At 70.1% G+C, this 16,273-nt stretch carries 16 protein-coding genes; 6 read left to right on the forward strand and 10 right to left on the reverse strand.

Features of this window, described 5'->3' with window-relative positions:
- Positions 1 to 81: 81 nt before the first annotated feature.
- Both ACWEOO_RS21750 and ACWEOO_RS21755 read left to right on the forward strand, forming a co-directional pair.
- Entirely contained in the window at positions 82 to 546 is a 465-nt protein-coding gene (locus ACWEOO_RS21750; protein WP_363717666.1) for a hypothetical protein, read from the forward strand.
- Positions 547 to 560: 14 nt separating this feature from the next.
- Positions 561 to 911 carry an ArsC/Spx/MgsR family protein gene (locus ACWEOO_RS21755; protein WP_452144535.1) on the forward strand — a complete coding sequence of 117 codons (351 nt, stop codon included), beginning with the start codon at positions 561 to 563 and terminating at the stop codon, positions 909 to 911.
- On the opposite strand, the gene ACWEOO_RS21760 is transcribed toward ACWEOO_RS21755, so the two are convergent.
- Both ACWEOO_RS21760 and ACWEOO_RS21765 read right to left on the reverse strand, forming a co-directional pair.
- Positions 901 to 2,055 carry a pyridoxal phosphate-dependent aminotransferase gene (locus ACWEOO_RS21760; protein WP_452144536.1) on the reverse strand — a complete coding sequence of 385 codons (1,155 nt, stop codon included), beginning with the start codon at positions 2,053 to 2,055 and terminating at the stop codon, positions 901 to 903. The genes ACWEOO_RS21755 and ACWEOO_RS21760 overlap by 11 nt on opposite strands.
- 3 nt (positions 2,056 to 2,058) lie before the next feature.
- Positions 2,059 to 2,490: a MarR family winged helix-turn-helix transcriptional regulator gene (locus tag ACWEOO_RS21765; RefSeq protein ID WP_363717663.1), complete on the reverse strand. Its 432-nt coding sequence runs from the start codon at positions 2,488 to 2,490 to the stop codon at positions 2,059 to 2,061.
- A gap of 94 nt (positions 2,491 to 2,584) precedes the next feature.
- On the opposite strand from ACWEOO_RS21765, the gene ACWEOO_RS21770 reads away from it, so the two are divergent.
- Positions 2,585 to 4,132: an MFS transporter gene (locus tag ACWEOO_RS21770; RefSeq protein WP_452144537.1), complete on the forward strand. Its 1,548-nt coding sequence runs from the start codon at positions 2,585 to 2,587 to the stop codon at positions 4,130 to 4,132.
- A 94-nt stretch (positions 4,133 to 4,226) separates the two neighbouring features.
- Here ACWEOO_RS21770 and ACWEOO_RS21775 read toward each other — a convergent pair whose 3' ends face one another.
- From ACWEOO_RS21775 to ACWEOO_RS21795, 5 genes are all read right to left on the reverse strand, one after another.
- Positions 4,227 to 5,030, reverse strand: a complete 804-nt coding sequence (locus ACWEOO_RS21775; protein ID WP_452144538.1) for a helix-turn-helix transcriptional regulator — start codon at positions 5,028 to 5,030, stop codon at positions 4,227 to 4,229.
- A 68-nt stretch (positions 5,031 to 5,098) separates the two neighbouring features.
- Positions 5,099 to 7,051, reverse strand: coding sequence for a glycosyl hydrolase family 28-related protein (locus ACWEOO_RS21780; RefSeq protein WP_452144539.1), 1,953 nt, complete (start codon positions 7,049 to 7,051; stop codon positions 5,099 to 5,101).
- Between the two features lie 70 nt (positions 7,052 to 7,121).
- On the reverse strand, positions 7,122 to 7,562 hold the full coding sequence (locus tag ACWEOO_RS21785; protein ID WP_452144540.1) for a GNAT family N-acetyltransferase: 441 nt from the start codon (positions 7,560 to 7,562) through the stop codon (positions 7,122 to 7,124).
- Positions 7,559 to 8,257, reverse strand: coding sequence for a FadR/GntR family transcriptional regulator (locus ACWEOO_RS21790; protein ID WP_452144541.1), 699 nt, complete (start codon positions 8,255 to 8,257; stop codon positions 7,559 to 7,561). Before ACWEOO_RS21790 ends, ACWEOO_RS21785 begins: the two co-directional genes overlap by 4 nt.
- Positions 8,258 to 8,351: 94 nt before the next feature.
- Positions 8,352 to 8,990 (reverse strand): pyrimidine 5'-nucleotidase, encoded by a 639-nt coding sequence (locus ACWEOO_RS21795; protein ID WP_452144542.1) that lies wholly within the window; start codon positions 8,988 to 8,990, stop codon positions 8,352 to 8,354.
- A 53-nt stretch (positions 8,991 to 9,043) separates the two neighbouring features.
- Here ACWEOO_RS21795 and ACWEOO_RS21800 point away from each other — a divergent pair, with 53 nt between their 5' ends.
- Complete coding sequence (locus ACWEOO_RS21800; RefSeq protein ID WP_452144543.1) at positions 9,044 to 9,820, forward strand: SDR family NAD(P)-dependent oxidoreductase; 777 nt, start codon at positions 9,044 to 9,046, stop codon at positions 9,818 to 9,820.
- A 115-nt stretch (positions 9,821 to 9,935) separates the two neighbouring features.
- Positions 9,936 to 12,188, forward strand: coding sequence for a N,N-dimethylformamidase beta subunit family domain-containing protein (locus ACWEOO_RS21805; RefSeq protein ID WP_452144544.1), 2,253 nt, complete (start codon positions 9,936 to 9,938; stop codon positions 12,186 to 12,188).
- A gap of 1 nt (position 12,189) precedes the next feature.
- Here the strand turns inward: ACWEOO_RS21805 and ACWEOO_RS21810 are convergent, their stop codons facing one another.
- Positions 12,190 to 13,089, reverse strand: a complete 900-nt coding sequence (locus ACWEOO_RS21810) for a LysR family transcriptional regulator (RefSeq protein WP_355695333.1) — start codon at positions 13,087 to 13,089, stop codon at positions 12,190 to 12,192.
- 301 nt (positions 13,090 to 13,390) lie between these two features.
- On the opposite strand from ACWEOO_RS21810, the gene ACWEOO_RS21815 reads away from it, so the two are divergent.
- Positions 13,391 to 14,284 carry a LysR substrate-binding domain-containing protein gene (locus ACWEOO_RS21815; protein WP_452144545.1) on the forward strand — a complete coding sequence of 298 codons (894 nt, stop codon included), beginning with the start codon at positions 13,391 to 13,393 and terminating at the stop codon, positions 14,282 to 14,284.
- Here ACWEOO_RS21815 and ACWEOO_RS21820 read toward each other — a convergent pair.
- Together ACWEOO_RS21820 and ACWEOO_RS21825 are read right to left on the reverse strand one after the other, a co-directional pair.
- On the reverse strand, positions 14,281 to 15,105 hold the full coding sequence (locus ACWEOO_RS21820; protein WP_452144546.1) for an aldo/keto reductase: 825 nt from the start codon (positions 15,103 to 15,105) through the stop codon (positions 14,281 to 14,283). The two genes, ACWEOO_RS21815 and ACWEOO_RS21820, sit on opposite strands and share 4 nt — an antisense overlap.
- Positions 15,106 to 15,167: 62 nt before the next feature.
- Positions 15,168 to 16,253, reverse strand: coding sequence for a winged helix DNA-binding domain-containing protein (locus ACWEOO_RS21825; protein WP_452144547.1), 1,086 nt, complete (start codon positions 16,251 to 16,253; stop codon positions 15,168 to 15,170).
- Between the last annotated feature and the right edge of the window lie 20 nt (positions 16,254 to 16,273).

A 16,273-nucleotide genomic window follows, 5' to 3' on the forward strand; every position in this document is an offset into this window, starting at 1 on the left:
GTCATGCAGACCGGCCCGGCTCGGGCGGCGTTGTTTGGCCGATCTGGGAGGATCGGAGCAGGGGTCGTGGAAGGACGTTGGATGACTGGGCAGCGTGGTGACGAGCCGGTGCGGGACGGGCCGGGTCCGTACAGCGGATTGTTCGGTTCCGCTCCGGATACGTACGGCTACCAGACGGCGACGCCGAAGCAGGTCACCGTCGCCTCGGTCATCGCGATCGGGCTCGGCGCGCTGTGCCTGCTGGTGGCGGCTCTCACGCTCACGTCGGCCGGCGACCAGATCTCCGAAGTGCTCACCGGCTCCCGCGGCAACACATCGGTCGCGGTCGCGGCCACCCTCGTCTGCGCGGTCGTCTACCTGGTCCCCGCGCTCTACCTCCGCAAGCGCCGCGCCTGGGCTCGGTACGTGCTGATCGCCGTCGCCGCCATGGGCATCGCGGGCGGAATCATGGCCCTTCCGGCCAGCCTGCTCGGTCTTGCCGTCCACGCGACCCTGCTGATCCTGATGCTCCAGCGACCCACCAGACTGTGGTTCACCCACCGCTGACGCCGGGAGACCCCGTGGAGATCTGGATCAACCCCGCCTGCTCGAAATGCCGCGCGGCCACCAAGGCCTTCGACGAGGCGGGCATCGACTACACCGTCCGGCGCTACCTCGACGACCCGCCGACGGCCGAGGAACTGACCGCCGTCCTCACCCGCCTCAACCTCGAGCCCTGGGACGTCGTCCGCCACAACGAGCCCGCCGCGGAGCCGCTCAAGACCCTGCCCCGCGACCCGGCCCACCGCCCCGACTGGATCAAGGCCATGGTCGCCGACCCCATCCTCATCCAGCGGCCCATCATCACCGCCGACGACCGAACCACCGCCATCGCCCGCGACCCCGAAACCGTCGCCAGGTTCATTCCCTGAGCTTCTGCAAGCGGTCGAGGGCTTCCTCGAGAACCTCGGGCTGCTTGCAGAAGGCCCAGCGGACCAGGGGGCGGCCGAATTCGGTGTTGTCGTAGAAGACCTGGTGGGGGATTGCGACGACGCCGGCTCGTTCGGGGAGCATTCGGCAGAACTCGATGCCGTCGGTGTGGCCGAGGGGACGGATGTCGGTGGTGACGAAGTAGGTGCCGGCCGGGCGGTGGACCTCGAAGCCGAGGTCGGCGAGGCCGTCCGCCAGCAGGTCGCGGCGGGAGCGCAGGTCGGCGCGTAGCGCGTCGTAGTAGTCGTTGCCCAGGGCAAGTGCGTTGGCGACGGCGGGCTGGAAGGGGGAGCCGGAGGTGAAGGTGAGGAACTGTTTGGCGGTGGTCACCGCGGTCACCACCGAAGGCGAACCAGTCACCCATCCGATCTTCCAGCCGGTGACCGCGAACGTCTTCCCGGCGCTGCTGATCGACACGGTCCGGTCGGCCATCCCGTCGTACGACGCCAGCGGCCGGTGCGTCCCGTCGTACACCAGGTGTTCGTAGACCTCGTCGGTGATCACGACCAGGTCGTGCTCGACCGCGACGTCGCGAATGCCGCGCAGCTCCTCGTCGGTGAGGACCGTGCCGGTCGGGTTGTGCGGTGAGTTGATCAGCAGCACCTTCGTCCGCGGCGTGACCGCGGCGCGCAGCTCGTCCAGCTCCAGCCGGTACGACGGCGCGCGCAACGTCACCGGTACGCGCCGGCCGCCGGCGAACGCGATGCCGGCCGCGTACGAGTCGTAGTACGGCTCCAGGGCGATCACCTCGTCGCCCGGCTCGACGAACGCGAGCAGTGCGGCGGCGACCGCTTCCGTCGCGCCGGTGGTGACCAGGACCTGCGTGTCCGGGTCGTACGTCAGGTCGTAGAAGCGCTGCTGGTGGTCGGCGATCGCGTGCCGGAGCGCGGGCACCCCGCGCGCGGGTGCGTACTGGTTCGCGCCGGCGCGGATCGCGGCGATCGCGTCCTCGAGCAGCGAGTCCGGACCGTCGCGGTCCGGGAAGCCCTGCCCGAGGTTGACCGACCCGGTCGCCAGCGCGAGCGCGGACATCTCCGCGAAGATCGTCGTACCCAGACCGTCCAACCGCTCAGCATGTCCGCGCATCGTCTAACCCTCGACCGCCGTGACCATGTGCGCAAGCCAGGCCCGCGCGGTGGCGCGGTCGGTCGCGGTGAAGGAGGCCTCGAGGTCCTCCTCGACCTTGCGGATCGCCGGGGCGGCCTCGGCCAGCCGGCGCTCGCCGCCGGGGGTGAGGTGGACCTGCTGGGTACGCCGGTCCTTCGGGTTCGGCCGCCGCTCGACCAGCCCGGCGCGTTCCATCCCGGCGATCAGCTCGTTGGCGGACTGCCGCGTCGTCCCGACCACGCGGCCGACCTCGGCCACGGTGAGTCCCGGCGACTCCCGGACGCAGAGCAGCGTGCCGTACTGCTGGACCGACAGCCCGTGCTCGTCGAGCGCGACCGCGAGCGCGGACCGCATGCTCAGCCAGGCGTGCCGCACCAGGAAAGTCACACACCCGGTCTCGTCATTGACGTCCATGCACCACATTCTGCCGAAAAGGAGATTGACAGGAACCTGTCAATCCATGACGATGGGAAACCTCGTCAGGGTCCTGTCAATCATAGGAGACTTCGTGTCTGCGATCGACCCCCCGCGGCAGCGCCGCATCCTCGCGATCCTGGTCGTCTCGGCCGTCCTGATCTGGATCGACTCGACCGTCCTCGGTATCGCTCTCGAACGCCTCGCCGACCCCGTGCAGGGCCTCGGCGCCACACCCGGCCAGCTGCAGTGGGCCGTCGGCATCTACTCGCTGTTGTTCGCCACCGCCCTGTTCCTGGCCGGCGCCCTCGGCGACCGCTACGGCCACCGGACGATCCTGATGCTCGGCCTGCTGGTCTTCGGCATCGCCTCGGCCTGGGCCGCGTGGGCCACCGATCCGGTCGGCCTGATCCTCGCTCGCGCGACGATGGGTCTCGGCGGCGCGCTGATCATGCCCACCTCGATGGCGATCATCGGCTGGACCTTCCCGCCCGAGCGCCGGGCCGGCGCGATCGCGATCTGGTCGTCCTCGGCCGGTGTCGGCGTCGCCGTCGGGCCGGTCCTCGGCGGCGTGCTGATCGACCACTTCTGGTGGGGTTCGGTCTTCACGATCAACCTGCCGATCGTCGTGTTCGGCCTGATCGGCGCCGCCGTCGTCCTGCCGAACCCGCGCAGCCCGCAGCGTCGTCGGCTCGACCCGCTCGGCCTCGGCCTGTCCACGCTCGGGCTGCTCGGCCTGTCGTACGGCTTGATCGAAGGCGGTCACCAAGGCGGCTGGGACCGCTGGCAGGTCTGGGCGAGTATCGGTGCGGGCCTGCTGCTGCTCGCCGGCTTCCTGTTCTCCGAGGCGCGTGAGCACGAGCCGAGCTTCGACCCGCGCCTGTTCCGCAACCGCCGGTTCGCGGCCGGTAACTTCGCGCTCGCCGCGGTCTTCCTGACGCTCACCGGGCAGAGCTTCTACCTGGCGTTCTACCTGCAGGGCGCGCGCGGCATGAGCGCGTTGGACGCCGGCCTGATGTCGTTGCCTGGGGCAATGGGCGTGATCGTCGGCGCACCGCTCGGCGCCCGGCTGGCGGCCCGTTTCGGCGTCGCCAAGGTCTCGGGAACGGCGGTCCTCACGCTCGCGGCCTGCTTCGCGCTCAACCTCACGTACGACGTCGGCACGTCGCTCGTGGTGATCGGGATCATCGGCGGGATCGCCGGTCTCGCGATCGGCCTGACCGTCGCACCGACGACCGCGGCGGTGATGGCGACGCTCCCGATGGACCGGATCGGCGCCGGCTCCGCGGTCAGCAACGCCCTGCGCCAGGTCGGCAGCGTGCTCGGCGTCGCCGTCCTCGGGACCGTCGTGTCGTCGACGTACCAGCACCGGATCGCTCCCGAGCTGACCGGTCTGCCGAACCCGGAAGCCATCGGTGCGTCGGCCGAGGCGACCCGGCACGCGGCCGGCGTGCTGCACCGGCCGGACCTGGTGCAGGCCGCGAACGACACCTTCGTGCACGCGATGCACGTCGCCGCTCTCGTCGCGGCAGGCATCGTCCTCGTCGGCGCCGTCGTCCTCGCGGCAGCGTTCCGGATCCCCAGGCCATCACAATCCGCGGATCCGGAAGAAGTCACGCCGGAGCGCGCAGGCATCGGGTGATTGTGATGGCCTGGGGATCCGGAGGTACGGCGGCAGCGTCAGGCGCCGCCGCCGTACCCGGCCTCACTTCCGGAACTGGCGGGCGCCCGCGGGCTCAGCGTCGCCGGGACGCGTCGAGGGCGGCGAATCTGTTGCAGGTTCCTGCAATCGCGCGGTCCTCGACGGCCTGCATCCGGGCGTACCGGACCCCGGCCGCGAACCGGGTGGTGACGTCCAGGACGTCCAGCAGCCGGGCCACCTCGTAGCGCACGGTCCGGACGCTCACCCCGAGTTGCTCGGCGATCTCCTCGTCGGTGCGGCCGCACTCGAGTTCCTTGGCGATCACCCGCTGGCGCGCGGTCAGCTCGCCGATCCGCTCACGGAACTCGGACGCGCGCACGGCGGTCTCGCGGACGGCGCGGACGGCGCGCAGGTACTGGCCGGTCGCGTTCACCGCCTCCAGGCAGCGCAGCACCATCAGGCTGCGCCGGCTGTTCACGACCGGCCCTTCGACGACGACCCGCTCGCGGTCCAGCAGCTTCACCTGCAGCGCACCGTCGGCGAGGTGGTACGGCATGTCCTCGGCTCCGATGATGAAGTCGGTGACCTGGTCCGCGCCGCCGCTGATGTCGAAGTAGCTGGTCATCCGCTGGCCGCCGTCGATCAGCTTCTGGTTGAACGCGTGGCTCTGCCGGAACCCCTGCAGCGTCTGGCACCGCGTCGACGTCACCGCGACCAGCTCCTCGGACCGCCGGCACTGGTCCTGCAACCAGTCCCGCAACGCGTCGGAGTCGTCCCCGAAGACCTCGACCTCCGCCGTGCCGTGACCCGCGAACCACTCGTCGCAGCTCCGGGCTCGTACGACCTGCAACCGCAGTGATGCGTCCAGCACCACCTGACGACTCGCCGCATGACTCATCCCCACCCCCGCTCCCCGGGCGAGATCGTCTCATGTACGGCGGGTTAGCGCACGCCTCCGCTACGCATTCAGTTCCACGGGGACGGCGGTGGCGGCGGTACGACGGCAGGCCGGTCCTCGCACCAGGTCGCGCCGGTCCAGCCGCCGTCGTTGCCGCCGAGCAGCTGGACGTCGAACTCCGGCGGGCCGTCGAAGTGGAACGTGCCGCAGTTGTTCACGAACGGCGCTCCGACGTTGCGGGCGTCGACGTTCTCGAACGTCGCCCAGCCGCCGACCCGGGCGTTCACCACGTTGGTCCCGGTGCCGTCGACCTTGATGTCGCGCACGGTCACCCCGGTGATCGCGTAGTCGTCCTTCACCGGCCAGTCGACGACGAACATCATCGCGTTGTACGTCGAGTCCAGGAACGAGCTGTCGGTGATCTCGATCGAGGCGGCCATCGTGGACTGCAACGCGTACAACCAGATCGCGCCGAGGCCGATGTCCCAGTTGAGATCGCGCGGGCCGCCGCGGACGGTGGTGTTGCGGGCGAAGGTCAGCGTGCCCTCGAACGGCGTCGCGCCGAACCGCGAGCCGGCGTGCAACGTGCTGCCCTCGCGGATCGGATCGGCGACCAGGTTGTCGGTGACGGCGTTGTCGCGGCCGCCGTAGATCGCGATGTTGTTCGCCAGCACCGGCGTCTGCACGGTGTTGTGGTCGTAGACGTTGTTGTGGTTCGCCAGCCCGGCGGGGTTGGCCTCCGACCACATCGCGAGCCCGTCGTCGCCGCTGTTGCGAACGAAGTTGTTGGTGGCGCGGACGTTCGACACGCCGAGGTGCAGGTTCATGCCGTCGGCGATCGCGTCGGTGACGACGTTGTTGCGGATCAGCAGGCCGTCCATCGGCCCGTCGAGCCAGATGCCGACCTTGGTGTGGTGCAGGTACAGGTTCTCGATCGTGGAGCCGCCGCCGATCGCGCCGCCGATCCCGTTCACCTGGTCGGTGTCGATGCGCTCGCGGACATCGCTCTCGATCGCGAAGTCCGACAGGTGTACGGCGGTGCTCCCGCCGTCCGCGGCGTACTTGCCGTAGAAGCCGGGCGCGCTGTGCACGGACTTGTCCGGCGCGGGCTCCGCGAGCGGGAGGACGCGGCCCTTGATGATCGTCCACCAGTTCCCGGCGCCGCGGATCGTCACCCTGTCGACGACGATGTGCCGGTTCACCTGGAACGTGCCGGCGGGGATGAACACCGACCAGCCGATGCGCTGGGCGGCCGCGATGGTGCGTTCGATCGCGGGCGCGGCGTCCCGGCGGCCGGTCGGGTCGGCGCCGAACAGCCGGACGTCGAGGGACTTCCCGGGCTGCTTCAACGGCGCGTCGACCAGCTCGAAGTCCGCGACGTCGAGGACGGTCCAGGCGGCGGGCGTGGTCCGCGGTACGGCGAAGCGGACGCGGTCACCGGCCCGGTACGTCCGGTCCAGCAGCACGCGCTGCTCGTCGTAGAAGTGGTTCGGGCGGAACGGCTTCGCGACCGGGTCCGGTTCGGGCTTCCACCAGCCGGGGATCGGGTCGACGTTCGGGTCGTTCGAGAACGGATACATCCCGTACAGCCAGGCGTACTGCGAGGTCAGCGTCATGGTCTGCTTGCGCTTCCCGTTGACGGTCACGTCCAGCGGTGCCGTGATCCCGCCGCCGGCCGGTGCGTCCGGGATGCTGTACCGCAGAGTGAAGGCGTTCGCGGGCTGCGTCAGCGTGAACTCGACGTACTGCTTGGGCTGCAGCCGTACGGCGGTTCGCCCTGAGGCCTCGGCCGGAAGCGTGTACGCATCCCGCCCCGGGCCGATCTTCGCGCCGGTGAAGGCGGCGTTCTCCGCCTCCTGCTCGACGAACGGTACGTCGGCGCCGCGGCCGGTCACGAGCGCCGGGTCGAGCCCGGCCCGGGTGATGCGTGGGGCCGGGGCAGCGGCGGCCGGCTGGATGGTGAGTGTGGCACCGAGGAGCGCGGTGGTCAGCGCGACCGCGAGCAGGTGTGAACGGGACATTGGCGGATCCCCTCCGATGAAGTGTCTGGAGGTTATGCAGCCGACGCCCCGCGCGCAAGATCTCGACAGGTCAGAGAAATTTCCGGACCATGAAGACGTCGACCGGATCCTCGTGCTCGACGACGAAGCCGTGCCGCTCGTACAGCTTGCGGGCCGGGCTGCCTTGGAGAACGTTCAGCTTGACGGTCGCGCGTTCCGTGTCGGCGGTGCTGAGCACGGTTCCCAGGACGGCGGTGCCGAGGCCCCGGCCCTGGTGGCGTGGGTTCAGGTAGAAGTGCTCGAGCCACCGGACGTCGGCGGTCGCCGGGCGGACGCTGACGGAGCCCGCGAATTCGCCGTCGACCTCGATGATCTGGGTGTGCTCGGGCGCGTAGGCGTCGCGCAGGCGCTGCCGGACGCGGTGTTCGTCGTACCGGCCGAGGCGTTCCAGGTCCGGGCGCATGACGACCGCGCGGAGCTCGGCGAGCTCTTCGAGGTCCTCGTGCGTCGCGGGCCTCAAGGTCCAGTTCACGGCAGTTCCGGTTGGGGGTCGGGGCGCAGGGCGCGGAGCCAGAGTTCGGTCTGGGCGATGTGGGCGGAGGCGGCGGTCGCGGCGGCCGCGGGATCGCGAGTGGTGATGGCGTCCAGGATTTCCCGGTGGCCGCGGTCGCTGGTCCGCTTGATCGCGTCGAAGTCCACGCCCGGCTCGAAGATCCGGTAATGCCCGCCGCGACCGCGGATCACGCCGGTGAGCGCGGTGACGGTCGAGTTCCCGCCGGCGGTGCAGATCGCGCCGTGGAACTCGGCGTCCAGGTGCTGGATCTCGGTCGCGTCGGTGGTCGACTCGAGCCGGTCGAGGATCGCGCCCAGCCGCCGGGCCAGCTCCGGGTCCTGCCGGGCCGCCGCGGCGGCGGTGGCATGCGACTCGAGCACGCGCCGCACCTCGAGCAGTTCGAGGACGCCTTCGAGCGGGATCAGCTCGACCGACAGCGAGAACCTGCTGATGATCGCGGCCGGGTCCAGGGCCGAGACGTAGGTGCCCGACCCGTGCCGGGACTCGATCACGCCGAGCGCGCCGAGCGACCGCACGGCCTCCCGCAGCGAGCTCCGGGACACCCCCAGGTGGTCGCACAACTCGGGCTCCGGCGGGAACTTCGCCCCCGGCCCGAGCTCCCCGGACGCGATCATCTGCCGCAACCCGGCCAGCGCCTTGTCCGTAGCAGCCATCCCCTCACCTCCTCACGAAGCGTAAGTCATCAGACCATTTCCGACACATTCTGCCTGCTCCTCGCCTACCTGCCCGCGTTATGGCGGCAATTCATCAGATGTTTGCGCGCAGGAACGCCGGCAGATCACTGGTTCGCCAGCGCCGCGCCGCCAACTGCCCGGACGGCGTCCCGCCGGTCACCCAGACGGTCGTCATCCCGCGCTCATACGGTGCGGTCAGGTTCACCTCGAGGTCGTCGAACATCGCGGCGCGGGCCGGGTCGATCCCGAAGGCCGCCAGGAACGCGTCCAGGCTCGCGGCGTACGGCTTCGGGATCAGCTCGGCCGCCAGGATGTCGAAGACGCCGTCGACACAGCCGGTCAGCCCGAGCCGTCCGAGCACCTGGTCCGCGTGGTACGCCGACCCGTTCGTGTACACGTACCGCCGGCCGCGGAGCTCGCCGAGCACCTCCGCCAGCACCGGATCGGGACCGAGGACCGAATAGTCGATCGTGTGCTCCCACGCGAGGTAGTCGTGCGGGTCGATCGAGCGCGTGGTCATCAGGCCGCGCAGGGTCGTGCCGTGGTCGGCGACGAGCTGCTTCTGCAGCCGGAGCGCCTCGGTTTCGTCGGTGCCGAACAGGTTGGCGAGGTAGGCACGGATCCGGACGTTCATCTGGTCGGCCAGACCGACCTGCGGCTGGTACAAGGTGTTGTCGAGATCCAGCACCCAGGTGTCGATGTCCGCCAGCATCAGGCAAGCGTAGGTGACACACTGGGGGCGTCATCGACGGGAGGACACGACCCATGCCCAAGAGGCCGACTGCGCTCGTCACCGGGCCGGCGACCGGGATCGGCCGGGCGTTCGCGGACAAGCTGGCGCGGGAGGGCTACGACCTGGTGCTGGTGTCGCGGGACGAGGCGCACCTCAAGGAGGTCGCTGCCGAGGTCACGCGGCTGCACGGTGTCGAGTGCGAGGTGCTGGCCGCCGACCTGACCGACGCGGCCGACCTGGCGCGGGTCGAGGAACGCTTCCGCACCGGGCCGATCGAGGTGCTGGTGAACAACGCCGGCTTCGGGCAGAAGAAGCCGTTCTGGGAGAACCCGATCGAGGTCGAGGAGAAGCAGTTCGACCTGCTCGTCCGCGTCGTCCTGCGGCTGACCCACGCCGCCGTCCAGCCGATGATCGAGCGCGGCTCGGGCGCGGTGGTCAACGTGTCCTCGGTGGCCGGGTTCCTGCAGCGCAACATCTACAGCGCGCACAAGGCCTGGGTGACGAGCTTCTCGGCCGGCCTGGCGACCGGCCTGCACGCCCAGGGCGTCGCGGTGATGGCGTTGTGCCCCGGCTTCGTGCACACCGAGTTCCACGAGCGGATGGGGATGGACAAGTCGCTCATTCCGTCCTTCCTGTGGCTCGACGCGGCCGACCTGGTCGACGAGGCCTGGAAGGACCTGATGCGCGGCAAGGCGATCTCGATCCCGAGCCGCCGCTACAAGCTGCTGGTGCTCGCCGCCCGCTTCACACCGCGCGCCCTGATCGCCCGCGTCTCCACCGTCGGCCTGGACGGCCGCCGCCGCTCCTGACCGCAGCAAGGGTCTAACGCCCCTAGGCGGAAACGCTTGCGCGTGGGATCTTGCTGTCTGTCGGCACCTGGGGGGCGCCCGGGGTGGGCGGGCAGGTGCCGGCGGGGGAGGCATCATGAACAGACTGCGTAAGCATGTCGTGGCGACGGTGGCGCTTCTGCTCACGTCGGCACCGCTGACGGTCGCTACGCCGGCAACTGCGGCGGTGGTGGCCAATGTCGCGATCTCGGCGGCCACGGCATCGAACGGTACGACGACCTTGGGCTACCGGGCCACGGTGACCCGGGCGGGGACCCTGCGCTACATCCTCGTCTCGATCCCGCCGGGGTCCGGCGGGCGGATCACCTCGGTCAACGGCGCGGTGCGCACGGTCTCGCCGGGCGTGCTGCAATGGCGCCCGACCAGGACGCTGACCGTCGCCGTCGGCGCCCGCTTCTCGATTCCGTTCTACGGCGTGCTGCTCCCGAGCGGAGGTCCGTGGACGCTGAGTTTCCGGGCGATCGGGACCACCGGAGCCGTGCTGTCCGCGGGGACCGGCACGCTGATCCGCCCGGCGAACGTCCGGATCACGGCGAGCAACCCGATCCCGGGGCAGCGGAGCACGCTCACGTACGCCGGCACGGTCGGCCGCCCGGGCGTCCTGGCGTTCGTCCGGATGAAGCTACCGACCGGTGTCCGGGGAACGCTGACGAGCGTCAACGGGACGCTGACGATCGCGAGCGGTTACGCGACCTGGAGGCCGCGCTCGCGGCTCAGCGTGCGCGGCGGCGTCCGGCTGGCGATCCCGATCTACGGAGCCGTGCTGTCCAAGTACGGCGGGATCTTCCGGCTCGGGATGACCGCCACCGCGTCGACCGGCCTGCAACTGATGGCGGGGACCGGAAGCCTCGCGCTGATCGCACCGCCCGCACCGATGCCGACGATCCTCGCCGGCTCGTTCCCCGTGCGACCGGCCGGATGCCCGACCGCCTGGCCGACGACAGTCGCCGAGAACGCGAAACCGGGCACCGGTGCGTGGGTCATCCCGACCACGATGAACGGGCCGCTGGCGGCGTACCTGACCAAGGTCTCCGCAACCTGTGGCGCCACGGTCGACCTGAAGGTCACGTCCGGCCGGCCGGTCAGCGTGGTGGCCTACCGGATCGGGTACTACCAGGGGCTCGGCGGGCGGGAGGTCTGGCGTCGCGACGGCGTACCCACGGTGGTGCAGCCCGCTCCGACGATCGGTGGTACGGCCAACGGTCACCCGCTGCGGATGGCGTCCGCGGCGAACTGGTCGAGGACGTTGACCATCCCGATCGACCGGAACTGGATCCCGGGCACCTACCTGATCAAGGTGAGCGACGGCAGGTACGCCGCCTATGCGCCGCTGACGGTCCGCGACGACACGGGCCGCAAGCACAGCCTGCTCATCCAGCAGGCCACCACGACATGGGAGGCCTACAACTGGTACGGCGGCCGGAGCTTCTACAGCAGCCCGACGACGGGTTCCGGCCGGCTGACGTTCGACCGTCCGTACGCCGAGGGTCAGGGGTCGGGGGAGTTCCTGCCGCTGGAGCAGGGCCTGATCCTGTGGGCGGAATCGATGGGGCTGGACGTCACCTACTGGACCGACAACGACCTCGACGTGTACGGCGGTCAGCTGGCCGCGCGGGCCGGGACGATCTTCCTGCCCGGGCACGACGAGTACTACTCGTTGCGGATGCGGGCATCGATCAGTCAGGCGATCAAGCGCGGCGTCAACGTGGCCAGCTTCGGCGCGAACGCGTCGTACCGGCGGATCACCTTCACCGACAGCACCCGGCGGTACTGGGACGTCGACCGGTACACCGCGGGCGGGAACTCGACGCTGTGGCGGTACCTGGGAGACGCGTACGCGTCGCAACCGCTCCTCGGCGCCGAGTACGGATGCGGCATCAACGCGGCGAGCCTGAGGACCGGAAACACGTGGCTGTTCCGGGGCATTCCGGCCGGCACCGTCGTACCGGGGTTCCTCGCCGGCGAGGTCGACTACCTCTGGCCGGGGCTGTACAAGCATCCCGGTTTGGGCATTCTCGGCGGCGGCAGCGCCGTCTGCCGGACGACGGGCCGGTCGACACCGATGCACGTCACGGCGTTCGTCGCGCCGTCCGGCGCTCGGGTGTTCAACGGATCGACGTTCACCTACGGCTGTTTCCTCGTTCGCCGGTGCCCCTCGAACCTGGGGATGCCCGCGCAGTCGGTCGCGTCCCGGCGGGTGGTGACCGCGATGGTCACCAACGTCACCTCCTGGGTCAGCCGCGGGACGATCACAGTCCCGGGAGGCGCGGCCGCGCCCGAGTTGCGGATCGCGGTGCCCAACCACGAGCTCGCGATCGCCGAGAAGTGAGTCAGAGCTTCTCGGCGACCTCGGTGAGGACGGCGAGGGTGGCGGTGATCAGGGGGTGGTCGGCGCGGCTGGCGCGGACCGCGGCGTAGACGCGGCGGGTCGGGGCGGGCTCGGTGAGGGGGCGGGTGAGCGCGAGCGTCGACTCCGGTACGGCGAGGCGCGGGACGAGGGAGACGCCGCCGCCGGCCGCGACCAGGGCGGCGACGGCGCGGAAGTCGTCGGACTGGTGGACGATCCGCGGCTGGAAACCCGCCTGCTCACAGGCGAGCAGGACGACGTCGCGGATCGGGTTGCCGGGCGCGGTCATCACCCAGTCGTCGTGGGCGAGCATGCTCAGCTCGAGCGGGTCCCGGTCCGCGGCCGGATGCGCCGGCGGCAGGACGGCGACGAACGGCTCGGCATACAAGGGGATCCGGGCCAGGCGGCGGTCGTCGGGCCGCGGTGAGCCGCGGTGCTCGACCGCGATCGCGAGGTCGGCGTCGCCGTCGAGCAGGTGGGTGATGCCCTGGTGGCCCTCGGCGTCGCGGACGACCAGGTCGAGGCCGGGGCTGGTCTCGCGGAGCCGGGTCAGCGCCGGTGCCACCAGCAGCGTGATCGCGGTCGCGAACGCGACGACGCGGACCTCGCCGTTGGCGCCGTTCGCGTGCAGCCGCATCGCGTCCTCGGCCCGCTCGACCTCGGCGAGGATGGTGTCGGTGTGGGCCAGCAGCAGGCGGCCCGCCGAGGTGATCGCGACCCGGCGGCCGCGGCGTTCGAGCAACTCCTGGCCGACCTCGGACTCCAGCGCGGCGAGTTGCTGTGAGACCGCCGAGGGCGTCAGGTGCAGCACTTCGGCGGCCGCGGTCACAGTCCCGTGGTCAGCAAGCGCGCGCAACACCCGCAGCCGTCGTACCTCGATCACGAACCTCAGCTTCGCACAGGTCGGTCGGGACGAGCTTCAGGGCGACAGCCGGCGGCGCCGGCACGCGCCGCTCGCGCCAACGGCGGACGGCGTCGCGGATCGGGTGGCGTTTCGGGACGAAGGGACGCAATGGGGCGTGAGGCATCGCGGAGTGGGTCTGTTCGTGGATCGACTTGAGGACGGTGAATGGCACGTACTGCACGGTGGTTCCTTTCGACACCTCGACAGTAGGAACCGGAGCATTGATACGTCCAATGAAAGTTCTGCGCGTACTTGATGTGTCTGGTGCATGATTGACGCCATGGAACTGCGGCAGCTCAGATCGTTCGTGGTGGTGGCCGAGGAGCTGAATGTCGGGCGGGCGGCCGTCCGGCTGCATCTCACCCAGCCGTCGTTGAGCCGGCAGATCGCGGCGCTCGAGCACGACCTGGGCGTGGAGCTGTTCGCCCGGGTGAAGCGCCGGTTCGTGCTGACGTCCGCGGGGGAGACGTTCCTGGCCGATGCGCGGGACCTGCTGCGGCGGTCCGACGAGGCCGTCCGGACGGCGCAGCGGACGCAGCGCGGTGAGCTCGGGACGTTGCGGCTGCGGTTCGTGCAGTCCGCGACGTTCGAGGTGCTGCCGCGGCTGCTGGGCGCCTTCCGGCAGGCGTACCCGGAGGTGGTGCTCGACCTGGAGTCGTGGACGACCCTGCGGCAGACCGAGGCGCTGCGCGACGGGCGGATCGACGTGGGCCTGCTACGGCCCAGCACGCCCGCCGGTGCGAGCGCCGTCGTCCAGCTCGCGCCGAAGCTGACGTCGCGAGTGGTTGCCGAGGACGCGTTGGTGGTCGCGTTGCCGGCACGGCACCGGCTGGCGCGGCGGAAGCGGCTACGGCTGGCCGACCTCGCCGAGGAGCCGTTCGTCTTCTATGCGCGGCCAAGCGGGCCGGCAGTGCACGACACGATCGTCGGGTACTGCCGCGCCGCCGGCTTCACGCCGCGGATCGAGCAGGAGGCGGCCGACGTCCAGACGATCGTGTCGCTGGTCGCGGCCGGGCTCGGCGTCTCGCTGCTGATCGGTCCGACGCCGCCGTCCAACCCCGACGCGGTGGTGTACCGCGAGTTGTCCGACGACCTGCCACCCTGGCAACTCTCCGTAGCCTGGTCCCCGGACAACCGCTCCCCGGCGCTCGCCCGCTTCCTGGAACTGGTTTAGCCGAAGACGTCTGGGTCACCGCCGGTCCGGACGCCGGTCTCCAGGTCCGCGATCGCGGCCATGTCGTCGTTGTCCAGCCGGAAGTCGAAGACCTCGAAGTTCTCCTTGATCCGGCTCGCCGTGACGGTCTTCGGGATCACCACGTTGCCGAGCTGCAGGTGCCAGCGGATCATCACCTGGGCCGCCGACTTGCCGTACTTCGCGCCGATCGTCGCGAGCACCGGGTTCGCCAGCAGCTCGCCGGAGGCCAGCGGACTCCACGCCTGCGTGACGATGTCGTTCTCGGCGTTGAACGCGCGCAGCTCGTCCTGCGGCAGCGCCGGGTGCAGCTCGATCTGGTTCACCGCCGGCCGGATCGTGGTCTCCTCGAAGATCCGCCGCAGCGCGGGCTCGTGGAAGTTCGACACGCCGATCGCGCGGACCCGCTTGTCGGCGTACAGCTGCTCGAACGCCTTCCAGGTGTCGACGTACAGGTTCCGCTGCAGCGACTGCCAGTGGATCAGGTACAGGTCGACGTACTCGAGGCCGAGCTTGGCCAGGCTCTGGTCGAACGCCTTCAGCGTGCTGTCGTAGCCCTGGTCGGAGTTCCACAGCTTGGTGGTGATGAACAGCTCGTCACGCGGGATGTCCGACGCGGCGATCGCGCGGCCGACGCCTTCCTCGTTCCCGTAGATCGCGGCGGTGTCGATGTGCCGGTAGCCGGTCTCGAACGCCGTCGTCACGACCTCGGTGACGATCGAGTCCTCGACCTGCCAGACCCCCAGGCCCAGCTGCGGGATCTCGACGCCGTTGTCCAGAGTGATGGAGGGGACTGTGCTCATCCACCCATTCCACCCGGCAAAGGGTTTCTGGCCCAGTCATCCGACGTGTGACAACAACCTCATTAACCGGTAGTAACCACTGCGTAGGACTTGGCATCGGGCTCCAGGAAGCGGAGCAGCCCGGCGCCCTCCCGCTCCAGCTCGGCCTGCGTCTTCTTCAGCATCCGGCCGAACGGCGCGAGCGTGAGAGTGGCCACACCACGCTTCTTCTCGGTCGTCCACAGCCCGGCGACCAGGCCGTCGACGGTGTACGTCGCCTTGACCCGGAGGTTCTTCGTGAACACGGCCGGCTTGTGCTCGTCGGCGATGATCCGCTCGCGTTTCGCGTGCGACAGCAGCACGTTGTCGAACTCCGGCAGGAACCGCACCGGCGCCGGCGTCTCCGGATCGGGGCGGGGCGCGTCGGGTACGTCGTACAGCGTCTTGCCCGCCTCGTCCGTGAAGGTCTCGAGCTCGAGCTCGTCGAACAGCGGCTTCGCCTTCTGCAGTCCCGACCAGGTCTGGAAGTCCGCGGGCGTGGCCGGTCCGAAGGCCTGCAGGTACCGCGTGACGAGCTCATTCGTCTGGGCTCGGCGGTGCAGCTGCTTCCCGATCCACTCCTCGGCCGGCGTGAACTTGGAGTTCGCCGCCCAGGACCAGCGGACATCCGTTGGGTACACCACCAAAGGCACCAGCATCCGCGTGCAGAACCCGAGCGCGCGCTCGTTCACGTCCGGGAACTGCTGCTGCAACGCGTCGCGCACCTCGGTGAACGTCAGAGGCTCCTTCGCGAGCAACTTCTCCGCCGCGGCAACGACCTTCTCCGGCTCCAGCCCGGCGCCACGATCGCCGAGCACCTTCAAGCCGGCCTCGAGCACCGGCGCGACCGTCACCCGGAACCGCAGGTAGTCCGCCGCGGTCACCAGATGCAGCGTCCCGCGGAACAGCGTGCCGCGCACGACGTCCCGCTCCTGGACGGCGCGATCCAGCTCGGTCTCCTCGAACCCGTCGATCCGTGACCACAACCCGACGTACGGATGCTTGGCCTCCTGACCCTGCATCCCCACCAGCCGGCCCACCACATCGACGGCCGGCACCGCTTCCCTGTCCAGCAGAAGCTGCCGCGCCAACGTCGCCCGGTTGACCGCCCGCCCGCTCATCACCGCCATGCACGCATCTTCGCGTACGG

Source organism: Kribbella sp. NPDC004138, from assembly GCF_053603655.1.